The sequence below is a fragment of the Desulfovibrio sp. JY genome (assembly GCA_021730285.1).
Classification (GTDB): domain Bacteria; phylum Desulfobacterota; class Desulfovibrionia; order Desulfovibrionales; family Desulfovibrionaceae; genus Solidesulfovibrio.
In genome coordinates this window covers 195,866-216,931 of record CP082962.1, presented here as the reverse complement: position 1 = coordinate 216,931, position 21,066 = coordinate 195,866, and the positions used below count along the sequence as shown (strand labels likewise).

The following is a 21,066-nucleotide window of genomic DNA, read 5'->3' as shown; positions in this document are numbered from 1 at the left end:
TCCGTAATCGGGTTATCCACTTACCTGCTCATCCTGTTCTACCTCTAGGAGGCCCGCCATGACTGAACTTGAAGCCTTCATCAACGACTGGACCGACGATCCGAGCGGCGTCAAAAAAGCCTTCCTGCGCCTCAAATCCGTGCTCGACGGCTTAAACGAAGTCACCGTGTCCTTCGTGCCCCGGCCGCCCCTGACCTATAGCCTGCGCGCCGAGCCCCCGCGCGGACGGCCCGTGATCACCATGGTCGACGTGGCCTCCCTCGACGGTGAAAAATTTCTTTCGGTGTGCTTTTACGCCGATACCATCACCGATCCCGAGGAGCGCGGCGACCTCATCCCCGATGGCCTGCTCTCCAAGGACGGCTACTGCTTCGATGTTGACTCCGACGAGGATGATGCCGTCAGCTACGTGGAGGCCCGTATCTTCGAGGCCGCCGCCGCGTTTTCCCTGTCCGAAGACGACACCTGCGGCGAAGTCGACGCCAACGACTGACATCCCGCTTGGAATGTGCGAGAGGGGAAACCCGCCCGAAAAGGCAGGAGCCCCTCTCGCGCCCTCCCCTCACGGCTGATAAAAGCGCCCCGTATCCAGGGCATCCTCCACGCCGAAGGCATTGGGCAGATGGGTGGCCGTATGGCCGCCATCGCGTACGACAATGGCCACCACGTCGAAACGGCAGGGCATTTCCCACAAATCCCGCTCGGACAGGTAGACGGCCGCGGCTAACGCGATCCGCCGCCGCTTGGCCGGCGTCACCGCCTGATCCGGCCGCCCGAGACTCCCCGGGCCGCGCGTCTTGACCTCCACGAAAACGAGCGTGTCCCCGTCCCGACAGATAAGGTCCACCTCGCCGCCCTTCGCGCGGTAATTGCGCTCCAGCACGACATAGCCCTTGCCGCCGAGAAGCGCCGCCGCCGCGTCCTCGCCCGCCCGGCCCAGGCGCAGGTGTGGTGGCGATGGCGGTGGTGATGGTGGGATCATGGGGATGCCTCCGGCGGCCAGGGGGAAACTTTTTGAAAAAAGTTTCCCCCTGGACCCCCTTCAAAAACTTTCAATGGGGGGCGATGGGGGAAGCGTTTTTCATTTTTTCGGAAGCGAGGAAACGCTGCCACTTTCATAAGGGCAAGAAGTTGTCGCCTGCAAGGGGAGCGGGGGGGAGCCATGGTGAATCGTTTTCGGAGATGGGACGTGCGTCCAGGGCCGGCGTGGGGCAGGGCGGACGCGAAGGCGTATTCTTCAAATATGCGCCGCACGCGGCTGTCCTGCCCCACGCCGGCCGGTCAGCCGGCCAGCCAAACCATAGCGGAAAGCCATCTGGACTTCGTTCTTCGTATTTTGGCGGGAAAGGTATTTCCCCCTAACGAATCTGTGGCGGCAAGGGGAAGGGGGGTGGGGCTAACAGCCCGGCAGGGGCATCTGGCGGGCCGTCTCGGGCAGGACGCCCCGGAAGGTCAGGCGGTGCAGGCGGCAGGGGCCAAGCTCCCGCAGGGCGGCCAGATGGGCCTTGGCCCCGTAGCCCTTGTGCCCGGCGAAGCCGTAGCCGGGAAACTGCCCGTCGAAAATCGTCATGAGCTTGTCGCGGCAGGTTTTGGCCAGGATCGAGGCGGCCGAGATGGCCGGCACGCTCAGGTCGCCGCCGATAATGGCCTCCTGGGGCGGGGGCGCGTCGATGATGGCCAGATGGGCGGCGGGGATGCACTTGTTGCCGTCGATGCGCAGCCTGTCCGGCCTGATGCCAAGCGCCCGCACGGCCCGGGACATGGCCGCGAACGTGGCCTGCAGGATGTTGATGCGGTCGATCTCGACCGGCCAGGCCATGCCCACGGCCCAGGCGATGGCTTGCCCCTTGATGGCCGGGGCCAGCCGTTCGCGCCGGGCGGCGGAAAGTTTTTTGGAGTCGGTCAGGTAGGGTAAATCGTAGGCCTCGGGCAGGATCACCGCCCCGGCCACGACCGGTCCGGCCAGACAGCCCCGGCCGGCCTCGTCCACGCCGGCCATAAGGAGGTCTACGGCCATGACAAAAGACGGCCGCGCCCGCCGGACGGGAAAAATCCCGCCAGACAGGCGACGGCCGCGGAAAGGGTCCGGGTCTGGTCCACGGCGTTTTGCCGGGACTAGGAATCCCAGGTGGTCCGGATCTTGATGCGGGCGGCTTTGCCGCGAAGGGCGCGCAGGTAGTACAGCCGGCTGCGGCGCACCTTGCCCTGGGTCACCACTTCCACGCGCTCGATAAACGGGGAGTGCATGGGGAACACGCGCTCCACGCCCACGCCGTCGGACACCTTGCGCACGGTGAAGGTGGAGTTGACGCCACCCTTGCGCAGGCGCAGCACAGCGCCCTGGAACACCTGGATGCGCTCTTTTTCGCCCTCGATGATGCGCAGGTGCACCTTGACGGTGTCGCCGGGGCGAAACGCCGGCATGTCCAGGCGCATCTGCTCCCGCTCAATCTGCTTGATCACGTTCATGACGCTTTCTCCTCGGTAAGGCCGTCCGGCGCGCGCGCCGCATTCGGCCTTGGAATGTCTTGTTTGCCGCTGGCGCGCGCCTCACAGGACGTCGCCGAGCAGCCTGTCGGTGAGGATGCCGGCCGCGGCCCGCACCGATAAATGATTGTAGTCCGAAAAGGGTCGAAGCGGCGGCAATATGCCGTCGGCCCGATCCAGCACCGCGTCCGCCAGCCCGTGCCCCGTGCCGAGTACGACCAGGACCGGGCGTTTGCCGATAAGCTCCCTGGCGGCGGCGAAGGACATCGTGGCCGGCCCCCGGGCGCTGGTGGCGATCAGGGCCGGTGGCTGTCCGTGATCCTTGCCCACGGCGTCAAGCGCCGCGTCCAGATCCTCGTGCAGCCGCACCAGCGACAGCGCCTCGCTGCGGTCCGGATTGGCGGCCAGCCCCGGACCTTCCCGCCAATGGCCGACAATACGGCCGGCCAGGGCAAGCTGGTCCCGAAGCGGGGACACCACCTCGAAGCCGCCCAGACCGTAGGTGCGGGAAACGCGCGCTATATCGTGGACGTCAAGGTTTGTCAAAGATACCGTGCCGACTTTTCCGTCTTTGAGCAGCACCGGACCGTGCACGAGGGCTATGTGCATGTTGCGTCCGGGCCGCGCGCGGGGGAGGCCGCGTAAAAAATCCATGTCCCCGTCCGAGAGGATCGTGGCATCGAACAGGTCCGGTCGCCGGTAAAGGGTCGTTTCCAGCGAGCGCCTGCGCCGCCAGGCGGCAATGGCCGCATGGTGGCCGGTCAAAAGGTCAGGCGGCACGGCCAGCCCCTCGAACTCCTCCGGCCGGGTGTAGTGGGGGTATTCCAGAAGCCCGGAGGCGAAGCTCTCCTCGTCGGCCGAGGCCTCCTTGCCCATGAATCCCGGCACCAGCCGGGAGACGGATTCCATCAGGCAGGCTGCGGCGGATTCGCCCCCGGACAGCACGAAATCGCCCACCGACACCGGGGTGATGTCGAACAGGTCGAAAATCCTGGCGTCGATGCCTTCGTAGCGGCCGCAGACAAGGGTAAGATCCTCCTCCCCGGCCAGCTCTTCGGCGAGTTTCTGGGTGAGCGGCCGGCCGGCCGGGGACAGCATGAGCAGGCGGCCGGGGTGCGGCAGGGAGCGCAGGGCCGTAACCAGGGTCGGCAGGCCCATGACCATGCCCGGGCCGCCGCCGTAGGGCCTGTCGTCCACGGTATGGTGTTTGTCCGTGGCGAAATCCCGGGGATTGACCCGGTCAACGGCCACCACGCCGGCTTCCAGCGCCTTGGCCATAAGTCCGCAGGACAGGAAGGAATTGAAAAATTCCGGGAAGATACTGAGAATGGTGAAGCGCAAGGAGTCCCGCCCGTGCGTTGTCGGCCCAGGGCCGGTCTTTAGGGAAAAAAGCACACTACGCCGGCCGGGCCGGGCCTGACAAGGGCGCGTCGCGCGGGCGGGGCGGCCGGTCTCCCGGTAACGGGCAGACGGCATTTTCGGTTTCCCTATTCTTTTTTCGGCAAAACCGTGTTACGCGGCATAATCCTTTTCTCTTACGGGACGTGGAAGTCGTATTCGTGCCGGTATATTACGGAGGAACCCCCATGTCGCTTCGCATCAAGGTGCTCTGGCCCGCCCTGGCGCTTATCGCCCTGGTTGCCGCTATGTTCGTCGCCACCTGGATTGTCGCCCGCGATCAGGCCCATGACGGGCAGGTCATCAACATCGCCGGTCGGCAGCGCATGCTGTCCCAGAAGATGGCCAAGGAAGCGCTGCTGGCCGCCTCGCTTGCCGCCTCGGGCAAACCCGACCCGGCCCTGGCGGCAAAGCGCAATGCGACCATGGCGGTTTTTGCCAAAAGCCTCGAGGCGCTTCGCCTCGGCGGGGCCGCGCCGCTCACCCTCGACCCGGCCGGCCAAATGGCCGCCCTGCCGACGCCGTCGGCGGCGGTGGGGGAGCAACTCACCCGGGTCGGCCAGTTGTGGCGGGCCTACGAGCCCCTGGTCAAAGCCGCGGCCGGCGGCACAGGCGACAGCGACGACGCGAAGCTCCTGGCCGCCAGCGAAGCCATCCTCGGAGCCATGAACAAGGCCGTGAGCATGCTCCAGGTCGAATCCGAGGGCCGCGTGGACACGCTGCTCTGGATCCAGGGGACTTTTTTGCTCCTGGCCTTGGTTCTGGGCGGCTTTGCCTGGTTTGTCCTGCGCCGGACGGTGCTCGGCCCCATCGAGCGCTGTATCGCCTTTTCCGAGGCCGTGGCTTCGGGGGATTACCGGGCGACCTTCGCCACATCCACCGCCGGCGAGATCGGCCGGCTCCAAAACAGCCTCGTGGGCATGCTCGCCGGCATCAAGAACCGTTTCAGCTTTATCGAAGGCGTCATCGGGGCCATCGCCGACACCTCGCCGTTCGCCATTTTGGACGCCGCCGGGAAGATCACCCACATCAACAGGCTCATGCTCGACCTCGTGGGCAAGCCCGGGCGTCCGGAGGACTATGTCGGCAAGACGCCGGGGGAATTTTTCCACGGCGACAGCAACCGCCACACGCGTACCGCCGAGGCCGCCCGCACGCGGCAGGCCTTTCACGGCGACATCGAGATCGCCGTCCCGGGAGGCGGGCATAAGACCGTCCGCGTTTCGGCCACGCCCATCGCCGATGATGACGGCAAGCCGCTGGGGCTGTTCGGATTTTACTTCGACCTGACCACCGAGCGCCGGCAGCGGGCGGAAATCGAACGCCAGCGGGCCAGCCTGCTCTCCCTTGGCGAACAGGCCGAAACCGTGGCCAGGGCCGTGGCCGACGCCACGAGCGACCTCTCCGGCGTGGTTACCAAGGCCTCCCGGGGCGCCCAGTTCCAGACCGGAAAGCTTGCCGCCTCGACGGCCGCCATGGGCGACATGGACGCCAAGGCGCGCGAAATGTCCGACAAGGCCCGGGAAGTGGCCGGGGAAGCGGATGTCGCCATGGACAAGGCCCATCAGGGCGACGCCTCGGTGACTGATGTCGCCACGTCCATCGCCCGCATCAACGACTTGTCCCAGGCCCTGCGCCGGGGCATGGAGGAATTGGGGAATCAGGCCCGGGAGATCGGGGCCATCACCACGGTCATTTCCGACATCGCCGACCAGACCAACCTGCTGGCCCTTAATGCCGCCATCGAGGCCGCCCGGGCCGGCGATGCCGGACGCGGCTTCGCCGTGGTGGCCGACGAGGTCAGAAAGCTCGCCGAAAAGACCATGCACGCCACAAGTGACGTGACCACGGCCGTGACCGCCATCCAGGAGGGGATCAGCCGCAACATCGCCTCCACCCAGGAATCCGGCCGGGCCATCGAGGCCTGCACCGGCCTGGCGGATAATTCCAGTCAGGCCCTGGGCGCCATCGTGGACATCGTCGGGCGCACTTCCGAGCGGGTGGGGCATATGGCCGGCCTGGCCGACGAACTGGCCGAGCGGGGGCAGGGCATAAGCCGGGACCTCGGCAGCATCAGCGACATTTCCGAGGAGACCGTCTCGGGCATGCGCCAGGCTGCGGATTCCGTGTCCGAGTTGACCCAGCGCACGGGCGAGCTGGAATCGCTCATCGAATGCCTGCGCAACGAGCAGCAGGGCGACTGCGCCCTGGGCGCGGACACGGCCGTCGCCGGACTGGCCGAGGGACGCCGGGCTCTCGGCGGTTGACAGGCCCGGGCGCTTTGCCGCATGGCTGAGGGCCGGTCCACGCCCTCATCCCCGACGCCAAGGAGCCCGCCATGCTGCCCCGCGCCCTGCGCTTTCTCGGTCCGCGCCGCAAGGATTACCTGCCGGGGCTGTGCGACCATTACCGGCCCGTGGGCAGGGGCATGGCGCTTTTGGCCGAGGCCCTGCGGCATTGCCTCGACGCCTGCGCGGACGATGCCTTCGCGGCCCTGGTCGGGGAGATCGACATCCTGGAGGGGGCCGCCGACAAGATCAAGCGGCGCATCCGCAACCACCTGCCGGCGGCCGGGCTCATGGTGGTCGATAAGACCCTTTTTCTCGATTATACCCAGCGGCAGGACGATATCCTCGACGCCATCCTGGAAGCCGCCGTCTGGCTCGACCTCGACGACTTCGTGGTGCCGCCGCCCCTTGGCGCGGCCATGCGGGATTGCGTGGCCGAGGCGGCTCGCAGCGTGGAACTGCTGGAGCCGGCCCTTGCCGACACGGTGCAATACATCCTGTGCGGCAAGGGGGAGCGCGACGCGGTCAAGGGGGCCATGCAGGCCGTGCGCGACCAGCACAAGCGCGTGTCCCGGGCCAAGCGGTCGCTTATCGCCGCGGCCTACGGCACGGACATGGAATTCGGCCGCGTCTACCAGGTGGTGCGCTTTGTGGAATACGTCTACCGGGCCAGCCGCAAGGCGGGCAACTGCGCCGACATCCTGCGCGCCATGCTCGCCCGCTGAGGTTTTCCCATGACCGTCGGCAATACCCGCCTCGACGCCATGGTGGCGCATCTGCGCCGCCAGGGGCACCGCATTTCCCCGCAACGCCTGGAAATCCTGCGCGAACTGGCCGGCAGCCCCGACCATCCCACGGCCGAGGCGCTCCACCGCCGTCTGCTGCCGCGTTTCCCGGCCATGAGTCTGGCCACGGTCTACAAGACCATTGCCGCCCTCAAGCAGTGCGGCGAGATCCTGGAGCTGCAATTCAGCGACCGGGACAACCGCTACGACGCCATCCACCCGACGCCCCATCCGCACTGCATCTGTGTGGAATGCGGGGCCGTGGCCGATCCGCCCGCCCCGGACATGGAGCGCTTCGTCGCCTCCCTGATCGAAGCCAGCGGCTACGCCATCAGTTCCCACCGCCTGGATTTTTTCGGCCTGTGCCCGCGCTGCCGTAAAAAACACGGCGTCTAGTCCCTGTTCCTCCTGCCTTTTTGCCGCGCCTGGCCGGAAATTCTGACCGGGGTCTCGCTTTTTTTCCCCTTTTCCGTTGCCACGCCTTCCCGTCTCTTGTAGAGAATGACTATCCATAAAAACCGATCCCGCCCAGGCGGGAAAACAGGCCCTTGGCCAGGAGGCGCGGCATGCCCGACAAAAAGAACATGACCACCGGATTCGGAGTCCCCATTGGCGACGACCAGAATACCGTCACCGCCGGTTCGCGCGGTCCGGCGCTCATGCAGGACGTGCATCTGTTGGAAAAAATGGCCCATTTCGACCGGGAGCGCATTCCCGAGCGGGTGGTCCATGCCAAGGGGGCCGGGGCCTACGGCTACTTCGAGGTCACGGCCGACGTGACCCGCTACACCAAGGCGGCGTTTCTCTCCCAGGTGGGCAAGCGCACCGAGGTCTTCGCCCGGTTCTCCACCGTGGGCGGCGAGCGCGGCTCGGCCGATTCGGCCCGCGATCCCCGGGGATTCGCGCTCAAGTTCTACACCGAGGACGGCAACTACGACATGGTCGGCAACAACACGCCGGTCTTTTTCATCCGCGATCCGCTCAAATTCCCGGATTTCATCCACACCCAGAAGCGCAATCCCCAGACCAACCTGAAAGACGCCAATATGTTCTGGGATTTCCTGTCGCTCACCCCGGAATCCCTGCACCAGGTGACGGTCCTTTTCTCCGACCGGGGCACCCCGGCCACCTACCGCAACATGAACGGCTACAGCAGCCATACCTATAAATGGTACAACGCGGCCGGGGATTATTTCTGGGTGAAGTACCACTTCAAGACCGACCAGGGCATCAAAAACCTGACTCGCCAGGAGTCCGAACACCTTGCCGGCGCCAGTCCCGACCACGCCACCGAGGACCTCTACAACGCCATCGCCTCGGGTAATCCGCCCTCCTGGACCCTGGAGATGCAGATCATGACCCCGGAGCAGGCCGAGGACTACCGCTTCGACATCTTCGACGTGACCAAGGTCTGGCCCCACGCCGACGTGCCGCCGATCAAGATCGGCAAGCTCGTGCTGGACAGAAATCCGGTCAACTACTTCGCCGAGGTGGAGCAGGCGGCGTTTAATCCGAGCAACCTGGTGCCCGGCATCGCGGCCTCGCCGGACAAGATGCTCCAAGGCCGGCTCTTTTCCTACCACGACACCCACCTGCACCGGCTCGGCCCCAATTACCAGCTCATTCCGGTCAACGCGCCCAAGGCCGCCAAGGCCCAGAACTACCAGCGCGACGGCTTCATGCGCGTCGACGACGGCGGCGGCTCCGGCCCCAACTACTGGCCCAACAGCTTCGGCGGCCCGGCCCCGGATGCGGTCGCCCTGGAACCGCACTTTCCCGTGCATGGCGAGGCCGGCCGGCACGCCTACACCCATCCCAACGACGATCACAGCCAGCCCGGGGAACTCTACCGCAAGGCCATGAACGACATGGACCGGGAGCACCTTGCCGGCAACATCGTGGATCACCTCAAAAACGCCCTCCCGCGCATCCAGAAGCGCCAGTGCGCGCTCTTCTACAAGGCCGATGCCGCGTGGGGCGAGGGCGTGGCCAAAGGACTCGGCCTCGATCTGGCCGAAGTGAAAAAGCTCGCGGACATGACCAGGGAAGAACGCGCCGCCGCGACAGCGGGGTAAGAGGGGAGGGGGAGAGGAGAAGAGGAAGAGCTGGGGGGAAACCTTTCTTGCAGAAAGGTTCTCCCCCCAGACCCCCTTTCCAAAGATTTTCCTGGTTACGCACAATCCTCAGCCAGTTTGAGCAGTCTGTAAGGCATGGGCGGCGTCCGCAAGGAGACCCAGGCCAACCGCGTGAGCATTGTCGCCAAGTCATAACGGCGATTGAATCGATATCCGAACGAGGCCAGATAGCGCGACACATGTTTGCCTCTCACGGCACGATATGTTCCCAATAATGCTGACTTCACATTGCCAAGCATGGTGTTGACCCACTTAAATACTGAGTCCTGCACAGCCTTGCGGCCACTGTCTTGAACGGGTTCGTGCCGACAGCCCGCAGCCTGGACCTCGGAAAAACATGGCAACCGGTCCGTCACCACCAATGTCCCGGAACGCAAGATTTTCTGAGATGCCCGCTGCACCTCATTACGCCGAAAACCTTTGACTCGGCACAGCTTCATCTTGTGTGGTTGTCCACTTTTTGTCGTTTCAACTGCCGCAATAAACGGAATTTTTCCTGGGGCACCACGTCCACGTTTCCCACCACGTCGTTTACCGCCAAGGTAAGCATCGTCCATCTCTACGCGGCCGGTGAGACGTTGCTGGTGTTCACGTTCGAGCATGACCTGCATCAGCTTGTGAGACATTTTCCAGGCCGTCGTTTGCGTGACACCAAGTCTGCGGGCTAATTCGACACTGGAGATGCCGCCCTTGCTTTGAGTGAGGTGATAAATGGCGCGGAACCACTTCTTGAGGGGAACTTTGGTGGAAGCGAAGATTGTGCCAGCGGTCACCGAAGTCTGCGTACGGCAATGTGAGCACTGAAAGAGCCGTCGCCTGCCAACAATAAGCAGCGAGTACTTATCCCTGCCGCAAATTGGACAAACGAATCCTTCGGGCCAACGCCATTGCACGAGGTGTGCCCAGCATTTCTCCTCGGTGCCGAATTGCGCCTCAAACGCATCTTCGCTCATACCCTTCTGGAATTGCACAATGTTTCTTGCCATATCCAGCGCCTCCAACCCCCAGAAAATACACAAAACAATGACCGCTGACAATTAGCTGATGATTGTGTGTAAGCAGGAAGATTTTTGGCGATGGGAGGGGCTCGCGGCGAGGGGGAGGGGATGGAGATAGAGGGATAAGACGCGGGGGAGCGTCAGGTTTGAGAGGATGACGGCGGTCCGGGTGGTTTTTCCCGGGCCGTTTTTTATGTTTGGGGGAGAAGGGCACGTTGCCATCGCCTGGCGCGGCGGCTATCGAGACGGATCCCCGACCGGGATCGCCGGGAAAAGGCGATTTTGACGAGAGGGGTGATACGTGAGGAGGGGGGATGGAGGAAAAAAAAGGGAACGGCGGCCAGGAGGCGAACGGCTGGAAGCGGCGACTGGGCCTGGGGCTTCTCGTCTACAGCTTCGTTCCGATCTGCACCGTCCAGTTCGTGGCTTTTCTGCCGCTGAGTGCCGGGCAGGCCGTGACCTTCGGGGCCGTGTACATCGGCTCCGGGGAGCTTGCCTGTCTGGCGGCGGTGGCGCTTTTGGGCAAGCCGTTCATCGAAGGCGTCAAGCGGCGCATCAAGGGCTTTTTCCTTGGCGGCCGCGAGACCGCCCCCCCGCGCCACATCGGCAAGGCCCGCCACTACACCGGCATCGCCATGCTCATGGCCAGCTTCGTGCCCTACTACATCGTGCTCGGGCTCTTCATCTTCAGCCCGCCGAAACCGTCCGGCCTGCGGGGGTTGCTCTTTTTGCTGCTGGCCGGGGAGGGGCTTTTCTGGGCGGGACTGCTCCTGCTCGGCGGGGAATTCTGGGCGCGGCTCAAAAAACTCTTCGAGTGGCCGGGCCGGGAAAGCGCCGGGGACGTCGCCGATGTCGCCCGCCCCGGCCCGAACCCCTAAACGTCGCGTTCTCGAAATTCGTACATACGAATTTTGAGAATAATATATTTAAATAATTATTTTTTCTCTAAAAAATATGATAATATTTTTTAGAGAACGCTACACTAGACGTCGCGCGCGGTCTTGCCGGCCGGCCTTTCCCGTAAAAAGTACTGAGTGCTTTTTACGGGACGATACTTCAGACCTTTTCCAACCGTATGGGGATGCCCTGCCGGGCGGAACAGCCGTATTCATGCTCGAGCAGGGTGGACGCGCCCTTGCGGGTGGGATCCGGCGGCGTCAGGTCGTTGAGGGAGAAGCCGGCGGCGGCCCGGCGGTCGGCCCGGATCACCTTGCCGTCCACTTCCACGTCGGCGGCCCCAAGCGCCGTATGGCCGAAGCCGTGTTCCACGGCGACGACGCCCGGCATGACCACGTCCCCGACCACCACCCGGGCTTCGGCGCTGCCGGCCGGACTCACCACGCGCACAAGATCGCCCCGGGATACGCCCAGGCGCTTGGCGTCGTCGGTGTGGACCATGACCATGTTGATGGGTTTGACGGCCAGGAGCCGGTCGGAGATGACGGCGTAGGAATTGATGAGGCTCGATTTGAAGGACGTCATGAGCAGCGGGTAGTCCTTCTCGGTCCAGACTTCGCGCAGTTCCCGGCCGTCGGTGAGTCGCGGCGGCAGGAAGCGGGGCGTGCCGCTATAGTGCCTGCCGGTCTGGGAGTTGATCGCCAGGGCCGCCTCCTCGTTATAGACCTGGAGCGCCTTTTCCCACTTGGCCTTGACCGCGTCCCCGGCGTAGCTCGCGCCGTAGGGGGCGAACCGGCCGCCCCGGCTGTAGACGTAGGCCACCGGGCCGCGTTCCTCGGGCGGCAGCACCCTGGCGATGTCCGGCAGGATGCGGCCGATGCCCGAAAGCGCCACGTCCCGATCGCTGGGGCTCGGCAGCACGTCGCCCTTGAACCAGGCCACGTTGGCCGCCAGGCGCAGGTAGTAGTCCTGGGGCGTGTTGAGCGGATAGAGGGTGCCGCCCCGGCCGGGAATGGCCTTGTCGCCGAAACCCGGCAGGCCCAGGCGCTTGGCCACTTCGATGAGAAAAAGCTCCATGCACACCGGTTCGCCGACGGCGCTTTTTTCCTGGCGCGGTTCGATGGCCGGCCAGCGGGCCGTTGACATCTTGGTCAACACCCCGGCCCAGGCCCCGGAAAAGCCGCCCCAGACCTCGTACATGCACGGATCGGGCACGAGATAATCGGCGTAGGCGTTGGTCTCGTTGTGGAAGGTGTCGATGCCGATGATAAGCGGCAGGCTGGCCGGGTCGCGCAGATGTTTGTCCACGGCGTGTTTGAGCCCGCCGTGGCCGTAGATGACGTTGCCGGTCCAGGTGATCCAGCATTTGTACGTAAACGGCGAGCCGTTGGCGTGGGACAGCAGATGCTCGCCGGGCATGTTGGGCGGGGTCAGCGGGTACCAGGGCAGCTCCGACGGATAGGGATTCTTGCCGGCGGCGGATTTCTGCTTGAATTCTGTCGACTTCTGGTACGGAGCCCGGCAGCGGATGGCCGGGAATCCCTTGGCCTGGATCTCGCCGGGGAAATTTTCCAGGTCGTAGCGCGGACCTTTGAGCGCCGGGCCGGCGTGAAACGCCCCGGCCGTGGTGGCGATGCCGCCCTTGGCGTTGATGTTGCCGATCAGCGTATTGAGGGTGAGCACGGTGAACGTGGCGTTGCCGCCGGAGGTGCTCATCATGCCGCCGTGCACGTCCACGGCGGCCCGCTTGCCATGGGCGGTCAGCTCCCGGGCCAGTCCCGTCATGGTGTCCACCGGCACGCCGCAGTAGGCGGCATAGTCTTCCAGGCTGTGCCTGGCCGCTTCCTCGCGCAGCAGGGTCAGCGCCGTGGCCACGGTTGCGGTCGAGCCGTCCGGCAGCCTGACCTCGCCCCGGTGGAAAAGTGCCGCTTCCGGGCAACCGTCGGCCGGGACCGGCTTGCCGTCCAGGCCCATGACCATGGGCACGTCCCCGGGGTTGGCTGGGTCGGTGGCGGGCTTGCCGGCGTCCTTGGCGGGCGCGGCCGGGGTGGCCAGGCCCATGTCCGAGGCCATGAGGATATGGCCCGCGCCCGGGCCGGAAAGCCGCACCAGATGCGTGGCGTTGCAAAAGCCGGCTTCGCCGGCGGCCTTGGCGGCGGCCAGGGTGGGCCGGGACAAAAAGCCCTTGTCGAAGCGCTCGTTGTCGAAAATCCAGCGCATCATGCCCATGGCCAGGGCCGAGTCCATGCCCGGCAGGATGGGCACCCACTGGCAGCGGTCCCGCGAAGCGCTGGCCATGGGCATACGCAGCACCGGGTCCACCACGGCATAGCGTAGCGTGCCGTCGCTACGTCCGGCGGCCAGCATCCGGCCCGAGCGGTTGAACGGGTTGCCGGCCTGGGACGGGGCCGTACCCCAGAAAATGGCGAATTCGCAGTTTTCGAAATCCGGCTTGATGTGGGTGTTTTTCTTGAGGTCGTCCATGAACAGCCCGGAGCCGATGCGAAAGGACAGGCCGCAGTAGGCCCCGTGCTTGCCGAAGTTCTTGGTGCCGAAGGCCTGCATGCCGAAGCGCTTGTAGAAAAACGTCTCCCGGCCGTCGTCCACGGCATAGGTCAAAAGCAGGCGGTTGGACTGGGGGCCGAATTCCGGCATGGCCGGATTGGCCGGCCCCTTGGCCTCGCGGATGGCCCGAAGCCCGTCCACATGGCCCTCGCCGAAGAGGTCGCCGCCGTCCACCACCTCGGCCACGAGCTGCTCGAAGGGAATGGTCTTCCACTTGCCTTCGCCGCGCTTGCCCACGCGCTTGAGGCAGCGGGTGATGCGGAAGGGGTTTTTCGAGGCGTCGAGCATGGCCGCGCCTCGGCCGCAGGTGGTGGAGCGCTTGTCGTGGCCCTGATCCTTGTCGGCCGAGAGCCGGCGCAGGGTTTCCTCCACCGGGGTGTCCATGGCGAAATGATGCTCGTGGGCCAGCGGGTTGTAGGGATTGCCGGCCACCCGGGTCACGGCGTCCGTCGCGTCGTCGATATGGAGCCGCACGCCGCAAAAGGTGGTGCAGCCCCAGCACTGGTTGAAGGCCACACGCTGGCCCTTGGCCTCGTGCACCTTTCCGGCGGCGTCGACGCGATATTCCGGGGGCAGGGAGTTCTTGTTTATGGGATCGGCCAGGGCCTTGCCGGCGGAGCCGGTCACAAGGCCGCTTACGACCTTCACGGCCGCGCCGGCCGAGGCGGCGGCGAAAAGCCCGAGCCCCGCGACCACCGCGCCTTTTTTGAGCAGATCGCGTTTGCCCTGATCCGGGGGCGTGCCGTTTTGCGGCAGGGAAGATTGGTCCATCATAGCGGTCCCTTTCCTTATGAGCGGACGCCGTGGGGCGCGGGCAGCGTTTTTTCGGGCAAAAGCGCGGGCACGAGCAACCCCAGGGCCAGGAGCAGTCCGGCGGTTCCGGCCAGGGCCAGAAGCGACGGCCCGGACAGCAGGTCGAGGAAGGCGGCCTTGTCGGCCACGGTGGCGGCGTCGCGGGGGAAGGCCTGGCCGAGTTGGATGAGCTTCCAGAAGAGCAGGAAATCGGCGGCCAGTCCGCCCACGCCGGCCACATACAGGCCGCGCCCGGCGCTTTTCCAGCCGAGGACGGCCACGACCACGGCCAGCAGACAGAGCAGGTCCGGGGCGTGCCACCAGAGGCTCACGGCCCCGGCGAATCCGGCGGGCGCGGGCAGGAAAATGGCCAAGGCCGCGCAAGCGCCCGCGCTCAGGGCGGCATAGCCGGCCAGGGCCCGGTTGAACCCGGACCCGGCGTCCCTGCCACCGGCCAGACAGGCGGTCAGGCCGATGCCCCCGGCCAGCCCGGCGATGACGAAAAGCGGCGGCAGCATCGGGCTTGTCCACAAGGCCCGGCCGACGCAGGCCATGATTTCGTTGGTGGCGTAGGTAAAGACCGCGATGCCGGGCAAAAGCGCCAGGGCGGCCAGGGTCCGGTTGGCCGGGCGCGGTCGGCGCGTGCGCCAAACGAGGCCCAACGCGGTGAGCAGAAATACCGGAACGATGTAGGCCCCGGCGGCGGTCCAGGAGGTCGTGGACGGGTGAAGGAAGAATTCGTAGGCCCGAAGCGGCTGCTCCAGGGAAACGAAAAGGGCCGACTGGCCGCACAGGCCGGCGGTGAGCGCCGCCAGGGAAAACGGCCGGGCCAGCCGTTCGCCCCGGCCCCACAGCAAGGTCAGCGCGGCCAGGATCAGGGCCGCCGCGCCGGCGGTCAGCATACCGAGGGCCAACGGTTCAAGCGCGCCCCAATCCGGCGCGGGCACGACGCCGACGAGTTCCATGACATCAGGCATGGCTTCCTCCCTGGCGCAGATCGCGGTAGGGCATGGGCGCGGCCACATCGGCGGCGCTGACGAAAAAGGGATCGAGGCCGAGGTAATAGACGGAAGGCTCGGTTTTCTTTTCGGGGTAGAGCACGGCCAGCGCGCCGTCGTGTTCGCGCAGCAGGCGGCCGACGACGCTTTCGGGATTGTTGACGTCGCCGAAATGGCGCGCCCCGCCCACGCAGTTTTCCACGCAGGCCGGCAGCAATCCGGCGGCCAGGCGGTGGGCGCAGAAGGTGCACTTGTCGGCGGTCCTGGTCTCGTGGTTGAGAAACCGCGCCCCGTAGGGGCACGCCTGGACGCAGAAGCCGCAGCCGAGGCACTTGGTCCCGTCGATGACCACGATGCCGTCCGGACGCTGATAGGTGGCCTTTACCGGGCAGACCGGGATGCAGGCCGGCTTTTCGCAGTGGTTGCACAGGCGCGGCAGCGAGGCGACGAACGAACGCTTCGTCTCGGCGTCGCGCAGCACGTATTCGCCCACGGTGGTGCGGAAATCCCCGACCGGGGTGCGGTTTTCCAGGCCGCAGCTCACGGTGCACGACTGGCAGCCCACGCAGCGCCGCAGATCCACGACCATGGCGTAGCGCGGTCCCTTGGCGCTCCCGGCGGCGAAGGCTTCGCCCGGGGCCACGATCCCGACGCTCGCGCCGCCAAGCCCCAGCAGTTTGAGAAACGATCTCCTGTCCATGGCATCTCCCTTGCTCTGGCCAAAGGATGCCGCCCGGACGCGGTCGGGTCCATCGGGACGTTCCTGATTTATCAATTTGCGTGATTGTCCCCCAGGACGGGGGCTCGCGCCAGTAAGATACTGTCCGTGCGCGCAACTCCGGCGGCCGGCTCGGGAAAATCCTGACGGTCGCGCAAGCCAAGATCCACGCGAGAGGGAGACGCTAAACGGACTTCCCTCTTGCGCCCTCGCCTCCCAGCCCCAAACGGCTTCAGGCTTCTTTCCCTTTGAAAGTCTTTTGATGGGGGGTCCGGGGGGAAACTTTTCTTCAGAAAAGTTTCCCCCCGGTCAAGGCTTTATCAGCCCATGGCGCAGGGCGATCTTGGTCAGGTCGGCCGGGGTCTCGGCGGCAAGCTTTTCCATGATGTTGTACTTGTGGGTCTCCACGGTCTTGGGGCTGATGCACAGCGTGGCGGCGATGCGCTTGAGGGCCAGGCCGTCGGCGAGCAGGCGGAAGACCTCCATTTCGCGGCGGCTTAGAAGGGCGAGGCGCGCCTCGTCGTCCCCGGCCGTCTCGCCCTGGAACTGGCGGGAGAGTTGTTGGGGCGTGACCGTGGTGAAAAAGGTGCCTCCGGCGCAGACCGTTTCCACGGCCCGCACCAGCAGCGCCGGGTCGTCGGCCTTGAGCACGTGGCCGGAGATGCCGGCCTTAAAAAGCTCCAGGATGAAGCGCTGGTCGGAGTGCATGGTGTAGATGATGATGTCCGCCGTGGGCTCGGCCTGCCGAATGGCGATGGTGGCCTCCACACCGTTTAGGCCCGGCATGGAGATGTCCATGATGACCACGTCCGGATGGAGTTTGCTTGCCAGCTCCACGGCCTGTTCGCCGGAAGTGGCCTCGCCGGCGATCACGATGTCGGCGTGGTCGGCGAAAAGTCCCTTGATGCCTTCGATGACCACCTGATGGTCGTCCACGAGCAGGAGTCGATGGATGTGCATGGCGTCTCCCTGGCGTTTGTCAGAGCGCGACTTCCGCGACGATGTGCGTGCCCTCGCCCGGGGCCGATTCCACCAGCAGCGAGCCGCCGAGTTGGACCATGCGCTCGCGCATGAGCGTAAGCCCCAGGCTCGTGGCCGGCCGTGTTGCCGGATCGAAGCCCGCGCCGTCGTCCTCCACGGACAGGGTGATGCGGTCCTCGCGCCGCACGAGGCTTAGGTGCACGTTGGCGGCCCTTGCGTGGCGGATGGTGTTGGACAGGGCTTCCTGGGCGATGCGGTAGAGGGCCAGGGCCTTGTCCCGGTCGAAATCGGCCGGGATCTCGTTGTGGAAAAAATGGAAGGCCAGCCCGCTTGCGGCCTGCTGCTCGTCGATGAGCGCGGCCAGGGACGGGACAAGGCCGAAGTAGTCCAGGGTATCGGGCCGCAGCCCCCGGGCCAGGGCTTTGATCTCGGTCTGCACCTGGTCCACCTTCTGGCCGGCCGCGACGAGCTGGCCGCGGCAGGCCTCGGCGTCCCCGGGCAGGTCACGCGCGGCGGCGTTGAGGGTCAGGCGCAGGGTGGTGAGCAGTTGGCCGGTGTGGTCGTGCAGGTCGCGCGAGATGTCCAGGCGCACCCCTTCGAGCAGGTTGATGAGCTCCCGGGACAGGGCCTTTCGCTCCTCGACCTCGCCTTCCAGGCGTTCGTGCAGGGCAAGCAGTTCCGCATTGGCCTCGGCCAGCCGGTGGGTGCGCTCGGCCACGCGGCGTTCCAGGCCGTCGCGGGCTTCCTGCAGGGCTTTTTCCGCCTCCTTGCGGGCCGCAAGTTCCCCGGTCAGCCGGCGGGTCCGGTCCGCGACCATGGCGGAAAGCTCCCGAGCCTCGAGCAGGATGCGTCCGGTCAGCGGCCGCAGCAGGATGCCGAAGCCGATCAGGCACAGCGCGTAGACCCCGGCCGTGGAGGCGAGCATGGCGGCCAGTTCGGCCCGGACCGGAGCATAGAGCAGGCGGCTGTCGGCGGAAAGGGCCAGTCCCCAGTCGGTGTCGGCCACCGGCGTGTAGGCGATGACGGTGTCGGTCGCGGCCAGGATACCGGCGCGGCCGGAAAGAGCCTCCCCCAGTCCCTTGTCCATGGCCGGGGCCAGGGTTTCGGGGATGGGCTTCGGTTCGGCCAGGAACGTGCGGACCGCGCCCTTTTCCCGCAGGGCCAGGGCGAGGCGCGCGGCCGGGTCCTCGCCCGGCGGCTGCAGGATCTTTTCGGCCAGCTGGGCCGTGTCCACGGCCACGAGGTCGGTGGCCACGCGGCTGCCGTCGCGGCCGGTGACGGGCGCGCCGACGACGATGCAGAGCTTTCCCGCAAGGGTGACGGGCGCGGAGACCAACACCTTGCCCGAGCCTTCCGGCGGAATGCGCCAGGCGTTTTTCGGGATCGCCTCGCCGCAGGAGACGACGGCTTCGCCGCCCTTGGACAGGCGGGTGATGCCGACCACGTCGGCCGAGCGCTTCATGGCGTCGGCGAGCCGCGGCCCGGCGTAGGCCGCGAAGCGTTCCCGGGAGACGCGCCCGGCGTAGACGTCCTCCAGGACGTCGCGGATCTGGGTGCGGCTGGTGATCTGCCTCGCCAGGTCCTCGGCCCGGCGATACCATTCGCCGACGGCCAGGGCCTTGGTCTCGGCCACATGGGCCAGCCCGGCCTGTTCGGACCGGGTGAGGCGGCCGAGCAGGGGGATGATGGTGGCCATGGCCACGCCCACGGCCAGGGCCAGGAGCGTGGCCGCGAAATAGAGGAAGAGGCGTCGGCCCAGGCGTCCCGGCGGCAGCGCTGCGGCGCAGGGGACTTCGGCATCGGAGGGAGGAAGGGCCATGCCGGTAGCTACCAATACTGCGGCGGGCAAGCAAGGCGCCGGGCCCGGCTTGCCCTGCCGGAAGGCGGGCGCGCCTAGAAGGTCAGCGTGGTGACGTCGTCCTCGAGGATGACGGCCATGGCGTCCACGCCGGTGCCGATCCTGAAGGACGGGTGCAGGTCCTCGGCGGCGATGCCCCGGGCCGCGCAGCAGGGTTTGCAGACGAGCAGGGGGACCTTGGGCAGGGCGGCCAAGTGCCCGGCGAAGTCGTCGCCGGTGACGGCCCTGACCCGGTCGAGGGTTTCCGGGATGGCGAGGTACACGCCGTCGTCCACCAGCATCATGCCGGCCAGGGAGTCGCCGGCCAGTTTGGCGAATTGGGCGGCCCGGGTGGCCTTGTCGGGGTTGTTGGTGGTGATCATCACGAAAAGGCGTTTCATGGTCGCGTATCCTTGGTTGAGCGTGAACGCCGGGGAGGGGGGCGCGGGCGTTTCGGGAGACGCGGGCGCGGCCCCCGGCGCATAGGCCCGCGCGCGACCGCTTCGTGCCCTGCCGCCTGCGTTATGACTCTGCGATCGTGTATGCCCATCCCGGGGAACATGGCAACGCAAAACCGATTTTCCCACTTCCCCGCCAGGAAACCGACGGGGGGCGCGACGGGCGGGCGATGCCCCGGAGGTGGGCGTTACCGGGACGCCGCCGTGTCCTGTTCCCGGCGCAGGGTGCGGTCCAGGAGCAGCGAGTAGATCGGCCGGCCGCCCAGGGTCTCGGCCGTGACCACCGAGGCGATGCAGGTCACGAGCAAGGGCAGGGTCAGGGCGTAATTACGGGTCATTTCCATGATGAGCACCATGCCGGTCAGCGGCGCGCGCACCGTGGCCGCGAAAAGCGCCCCCATGCCGGCCACGGCGAACATGCCGGGAAAGGTGGTCAGCCCGAGCCCCACGGCGAGCTGGCCGAAGGCCATGCCGAGCAGTGTGCCGAGCGCCAGCATGGGCGCGAAAATGCCGCCCGGCGCGCTGGTCGCGTAGCAAAAAAGGGTCCCGGCGAAACGGCAGACGAAAAGCAGCACGAGCAAGGCGACCGCCACCTGTCCGGTCAGCGCGTGGTGGAGCACATGGTAGCCGCCGCCGGCGAGATCGGGATAGAACCAGGCGATCAGCCCGAAGGCCGCGCCGACGGCCAGGGCGAAGAGCCAGGGCCAGCGTACGGCCGCCCGGTCCACCCGCCTGAGCGAGGCCAGAAGCAGGCGGTTGAACACCACACCCACGCCGCCAAGCAGCACGCCGAACAGGAAAAAGAGCCACAGGCTTTGCACATGGGGCACGGGGAAGACCGTCATGGCGATGGCCGGGCCGGCGTTGAGGAGCAGCCGCACCATCACGTCGGCGACCACAGCGGCGATGACCACGCAGTGAAACGAAACGAAATTGAAGTGGAACTCGCGGCGCATCTCCTCCATCACGAAGAGAATGCCGGCCAGGGGGGCGTTGAAGGCGGCGGCCAGCCCGGCGGCCGCACCCGCGGCCACCAGCGAATGCAGCACTTGCGGGTCGCTCTGGCGGCACAGCCGGCCGAGCAGCCGGCCGAGCGCCCCGCCCATATGGATGGTCGGCCCCTCGCGGCCCAGGGAAAGGCCGCTGCCGAGGGAGAGGATGCCGCCGGCGAGCTTCACCGGCAGCACCCGGCCGGGACGCAGCGCCCGCAGGCCCTCGAGGGTGCCTTCGATCTCCTGGATGCCGCTGCCGGCCGCTTCGGGGGCGAAAAAGCGCACCAGGGCCACCGCGCCGACCGTCATGGCCGCCGAGAGGAGCATGGAAACGGCGGCTCCGCCGCCAAAGGCCGCTTCGGCCGCGCCGGCAAGCGCCGCCCGGCCGGCGTCGACAAGGGAGACGCTGCGCAAAAGCGCCGCCGCGATGCCTCCCGTGGCCGCGCCGGTGAGCGCCGCCACCAGAAAGATGGGGGCCAGTTTGCGGTTCATGACCTCGAACTGCCGCAGGGAGCGCGGCATCCAGCGGCTATGGGGCCCGGTTTCCGGCATCGGTTCGGCTGCCTCCTGGGGCTTTGGCGCACTGTCGGCGCGCCGTGAAGGCTGTTGGTCGAGCCTGCTGACGCGCCAGGGTGAAGGGAGCCCTGCCGCCACAGCGTATGTCAAAAGCCCGGGGGATCACACCCCTGGCAACCAGTTTACCCTGCCGGGGAGAAATTGGGGAGGGAAAAGAAAAA

18 protein-coding genes are annotated in these 21,066 nt (G+C 66.4%); 6 read left to right on the top strand and 12 right to left on the bottom strand.

Translation table 11 applies throughout. The features are described 5' to 3' along the window. The first annotated feature begins 58 nt into the window (after nt 1–58). Complete coding sequence (locus K9F62_00905) at nt 59–493, top strand: hypothetical protein (protein ID UJX41291.1); 435 nt, start codon at nt 59–61, stop codon at nt 491–493. A 69-nt stretch (nt 494–562) separates the two neighbouring features. Here the strand turns inward: K9F62_00905 and K9F62_00900 are convergent, their stop codons facing one another. The 4 genes from K9F62_00900 to trmD all read right to left on the bottom strand — a co-directional run bounded on the left by K9F62_00900 (nt 563) and on the right by trmD (nt 3,828). Further along, nucleotides 563–982 (bottom strand): YraN family protein, encoded by a 420-nt coding sequence (locus K9F62_00900; GenBank protein UJX41290.1) that lies wholly within the window; start codon nt 980–982, stop codon nt 563–565. Between the two features lie 414 nt (nt 983–1,396). Continuing rightward, the gene (locus tag K9F62_00895) at nt 1,397–2,017 is read right to left on the bottom strand and encodes a ribonuclease HII (GenBank protein ID UJX41289.1); all 621 of its coding nucleotides are present in this window, start codon (nt 2,015–2,017) and stop codon (nt 1,397–1,399) included. A gap of 98 nt (nt 2,018–2,115) precedes the next feature. Next, nucleotides 2,116–2,469, bottom strand: coding sequence for a 50S ribosomal protein L19 (gene rplS / locus K9F62_00890; GenBank protein UJX41288.1), 354 nt, complete (start codon nt 2,467–2,469; stop codon nt 2,116–2,118). Nucleotides 2,470–2,550: 81 nt separating this feature from the next. Next, complete coding sequence (gene trmD, locus K9F62_00885) at nt 2,551–3,828, bottom strand: tRNA (guanosine(37)-N1)-methyltransferase TrmD (protein UJX41287.1); 1,278 nt, start codon at nt 3,826–3,828, stop codon at nt 2,551–2,553. 245 nt (nt 3,829–4,073) lie between these two features. Between trmD and K9F62_00880 the strand changes: the two genes are divergently transcribed. The 4 genes from K9F62_00880 (at nt 4,074) to K9F62_00865 (ending at nt 9,033) form a co-directional block, all read left to right on the top strand. After that, nucleotides 4,074–6,152, top strand: a complete 2,079-nt coding sequence (locus K9F62_00880; protein UJX41286.1) for a type IV pili methyl-accepting chemotaxis transducer N-terminal domain-containing protein — start codon at nt 4,074–4,076, stop codon at nt 6,150–6,152. 71 nt (nt 6,153–6,223) lie between these two features. Then, nucleotides 6,224–6,898, top strand: a complete 675-nt coding sequence (locus tag K9F62_00875; protein UJX41285.1) for a DUF47 family protein — start codon at nt 6,224–6,226, stop codon at nt 6,896–6,898. 9 nt (nt 6,899–6,907) lie between these two features. Then, nucleotides 6,908–7,354: a transcriptional repressor gene (locus K9F62_00870; GenBank protein ID UJX41284.1), complete on the top strand. Its 447-nt coding sequence runs from the start codon at nt 6,908–6,910 to the stop codon at nt 7,352–7,354. Nucleotides 7,355–7,524: 170 nt separating this feature from the next. Beyond that, nucleotides 7,525–9,033, top strand: a complete 1,509-nt coding sequence (locus K9F62_00865) for a catalase (GenBank protein ID UJX41283.1) — start codon at nt 7,525–7,527, stop codon at nt 9,031–9,033. Nucleotides 9,034–9,128: 95 nt separating this feature from the next. Here K9F62_00865 and K9F62_00860 read toward each other — a convergent pair whose 3' ends face one another. After that, nucleotides 9,129–10,079, bottom strand: coding sequence for an IS1595 family transposase (locus K9F62_00860; GenBank protein UJX41282.1), 951 nt, complete (start codon nt 10,077–10,079; stop codon nt 9,129–9,131). Between the two features lie 326 nt (nt 10,080–10,405). Between K9F62_00860 and K9F62_00855 the strand changes: the two genes are divergently transcribed. Then, complete coding sequence (locus K9F62_00855; protein UJX41281.1) at nt 10,406–10,969, top strand: hypothetical protein; 564 nt, start codon at nt 10,406–10,408, stop codon at nt 10,967–10,969. 178 nt (nt 10,970–11,147) lie between these two features. On the opposite strand, the gene ttrA is transcribed toward K9F62_00855, so the two are convergent. From ttrA to clcA, 7 genes are all read right to left on the bottom strand, one after another. Beyond that, nucleotides 11,148–14,327: a tetrathionate reductase subunit TtrA gene (gene ttrA, locus K9F62_00850; GenBank protein UJX41280.1), complete on the bottom strand. Its 3,180-nt coding sequence runs from the start codon at nt 14,325–14,327 to the stop codon at nt 11,148–11,150. Between the two features lie 14 nt (nt 14,328–14,341). Beyond that, nucleotides 14,342–15,322, bottom strand: coding sequence for a polysulfide reductase NrfD (gene nrfD, locus K9F62_00845; GenBank protein ID UJX41279.1), 981 nt, complete (start codon nt 15,320–15,322; stop codon nt 14,342–14,344). After that, nucleotides 15,315–16,043 carry a 4Fe-4S dicluster domain-containing protein gene (locus tag K9F62_00840; protein ID UJX41278.1) on the bottom strand — a complete coding sequence of 243 codons (729 nt, stop codon included), beginning with the start codon at nt 16,041–16,043 and terminating at the stop codon, nt 15,315–15,317. The genes nrfD and K9F62_00840 overlap by 8 nt, the downstream gene beginning before the upstream one ends. Nucleotides 16,044–16,370: 327 nt before the next feature. Beyond that, entirely contained in the window at nt 16,371–17,021 is a 651-nt protein-coding gene (locus K9F62_00835) for a response regulator transcription factor (GenBank protein UJX41277.1), read from the bottom strand. A gap of 19 nt (nt 17,022–17,040) precedes the next feature. Further along, nucleotides 17,041–18,861: an ATP-binding protein gene (locus K9F62_00830; GenBank protein UJX41276.1), complete on the bottom strand. Its 1,821-nt coding sequence runs from the start codon at nt 18,859–18,861 to the stop codon at nt 17,041–17,043. A gap of 74 nt (nt 18,862–18,935) precedes the next feature. After that, on the bottom strand, nt 18,936–19,280 hold the full coding sequence (locus K9F62_00825; GenBank protein UJX41275.1) for a DsrE family protein: 345 nt from the start codon (nt 19,278–19,280) through the stop codon (nt 18,936–18,938). A gap of 245 nt (nt 19,281–19,525) precedes the next feature. Then, on the bottom strand, nt 19,526–20,881 hold the full coding sequence (gene clcA / locus K9F62_00820; GenBank protein ID UJX41274.1) for a H(+)/Cl(-) exchange transporter ClcA: 1,356 nt from the start codon (nt 20,879–20,881) through the stop codon (nt 19,526–19,528). Nucleotides 20,882–21,066: the final 185 nt, after the last annotated feature.

Bases quoted from the DNA above. Each gene is read 5' to 3' on its own strand.
- K9F62_00905 (UJX41291.1), top strand. From the start codon at position 59: ATGACTGAACTTGAAGCCTTCATCAACGACTGGACCGACGATCCGAGC.
- K9F62_00900 (UJX41290.1), bottom strand. From the start codon at position 982: ATGATCCCACCATCACCACCGCCATCGCCACCACACCTGCGCCTGGGC.
- K9F62_00895 (UJX41289.1), bottom strand. From the start codon at position 2,017: ATGGCCGTAGACCTCCTTATGGCCGGCGTGGACGAGGCCGGCCGGGGC.
- rplS (UJX41288.1), bottom strand. From the start codon at position 2,469: ATGAACGTGATCAAGCAGATTGAGCGGGAGCAGATGCGCCTGGACATG.
- K9F62_00880 (UJX41286.1), top strand. From the start codon at position 4,074: ATGTCGCTTCGCATCAAGGTGCTCTGGCCCGCCCTGGCGCTTATCGCC.
- K9F62_00875 (UJX41285.1), top strand. From the start codon at position 6,224: ATGCTGCCCCGCGCCCTGCGCTTTCTCGGTCCGCGCCGCAAGGATTAC.
- K9F62_00870 (UJX41284.1), top strand. From the start codon at position 6,908: ATGACCGTCGGCAATACCCGCCTCGACGCCATGGTGGCGCATCTGCGC.
- K9F62_00865 (UJX41283.1), top strand. From the start codon at position 7,525: ATGCCCGACAAAAAGAACATGACCACCGGATTCGGAGTCCCCATTGGC.
- K9F62_00860 (UJX41282.1), bottom strand. From the start codon at position 10,079: ATGGCAAGAAACATTGTGCAATTCCAGAAGGGTATGAGCGAAGATGCG.
- K9F62_00855 (UJX41281.1), top strand. From the start codon at position 10,406: ATGGAGGAAAAAAAAGGGAACGGCGGCCAGGAGGCGAACGGCTGGAAG.
- ttrA (UJX41280.1), bottom strand. From the start codon at position 14,327: ATGATGGACCAATCTTCCCTGCCGCAAAACGGCACGCCCCCGGATCAG.
- nrfD (UJX41279.1), bottom strand. From the start codon at position 15,322: ATGCCTGATGTCATGGAACTCGTCGGCGTCGTGCCCGCGCCGGATTGG.
- K9F62_00840 (UJX41278.1), bottom strand. From the start codon at position 16,043: ATGGACAGGAGATCGTTTCTCAAACTGCTGGGGCTTGGCGGCGCGAGC.
- K9F62_00835 (UJX41277.1), bottom strand. From the start codon at position 17,021: ATGCACATCCATCGACTCCTGCTCGTGGACGACCATCAGGTGGTCATC.
- K9F62_00830 (UJX41276.1), bottom strand. From the start codon at position 18,861: ATGGCCCTTCCTCCCTCCGATGCCGAAGTCCCCTGCGCCGCAGCGCTG.
- K9F62_00825 (UJX41275.1), bottom strand. From the start codon at position 19,280: ATGAAACGCCTTTTCGTGATGATCACCACCAACAACCCCGACAAGGCC.
- clcA (UJX41274.1), bottom strand. From the start codon at position 20,881: ATGCCGGAAACCGGGCCCCATAGCCGCTGGATGCCGCGCTCCCTGCGG.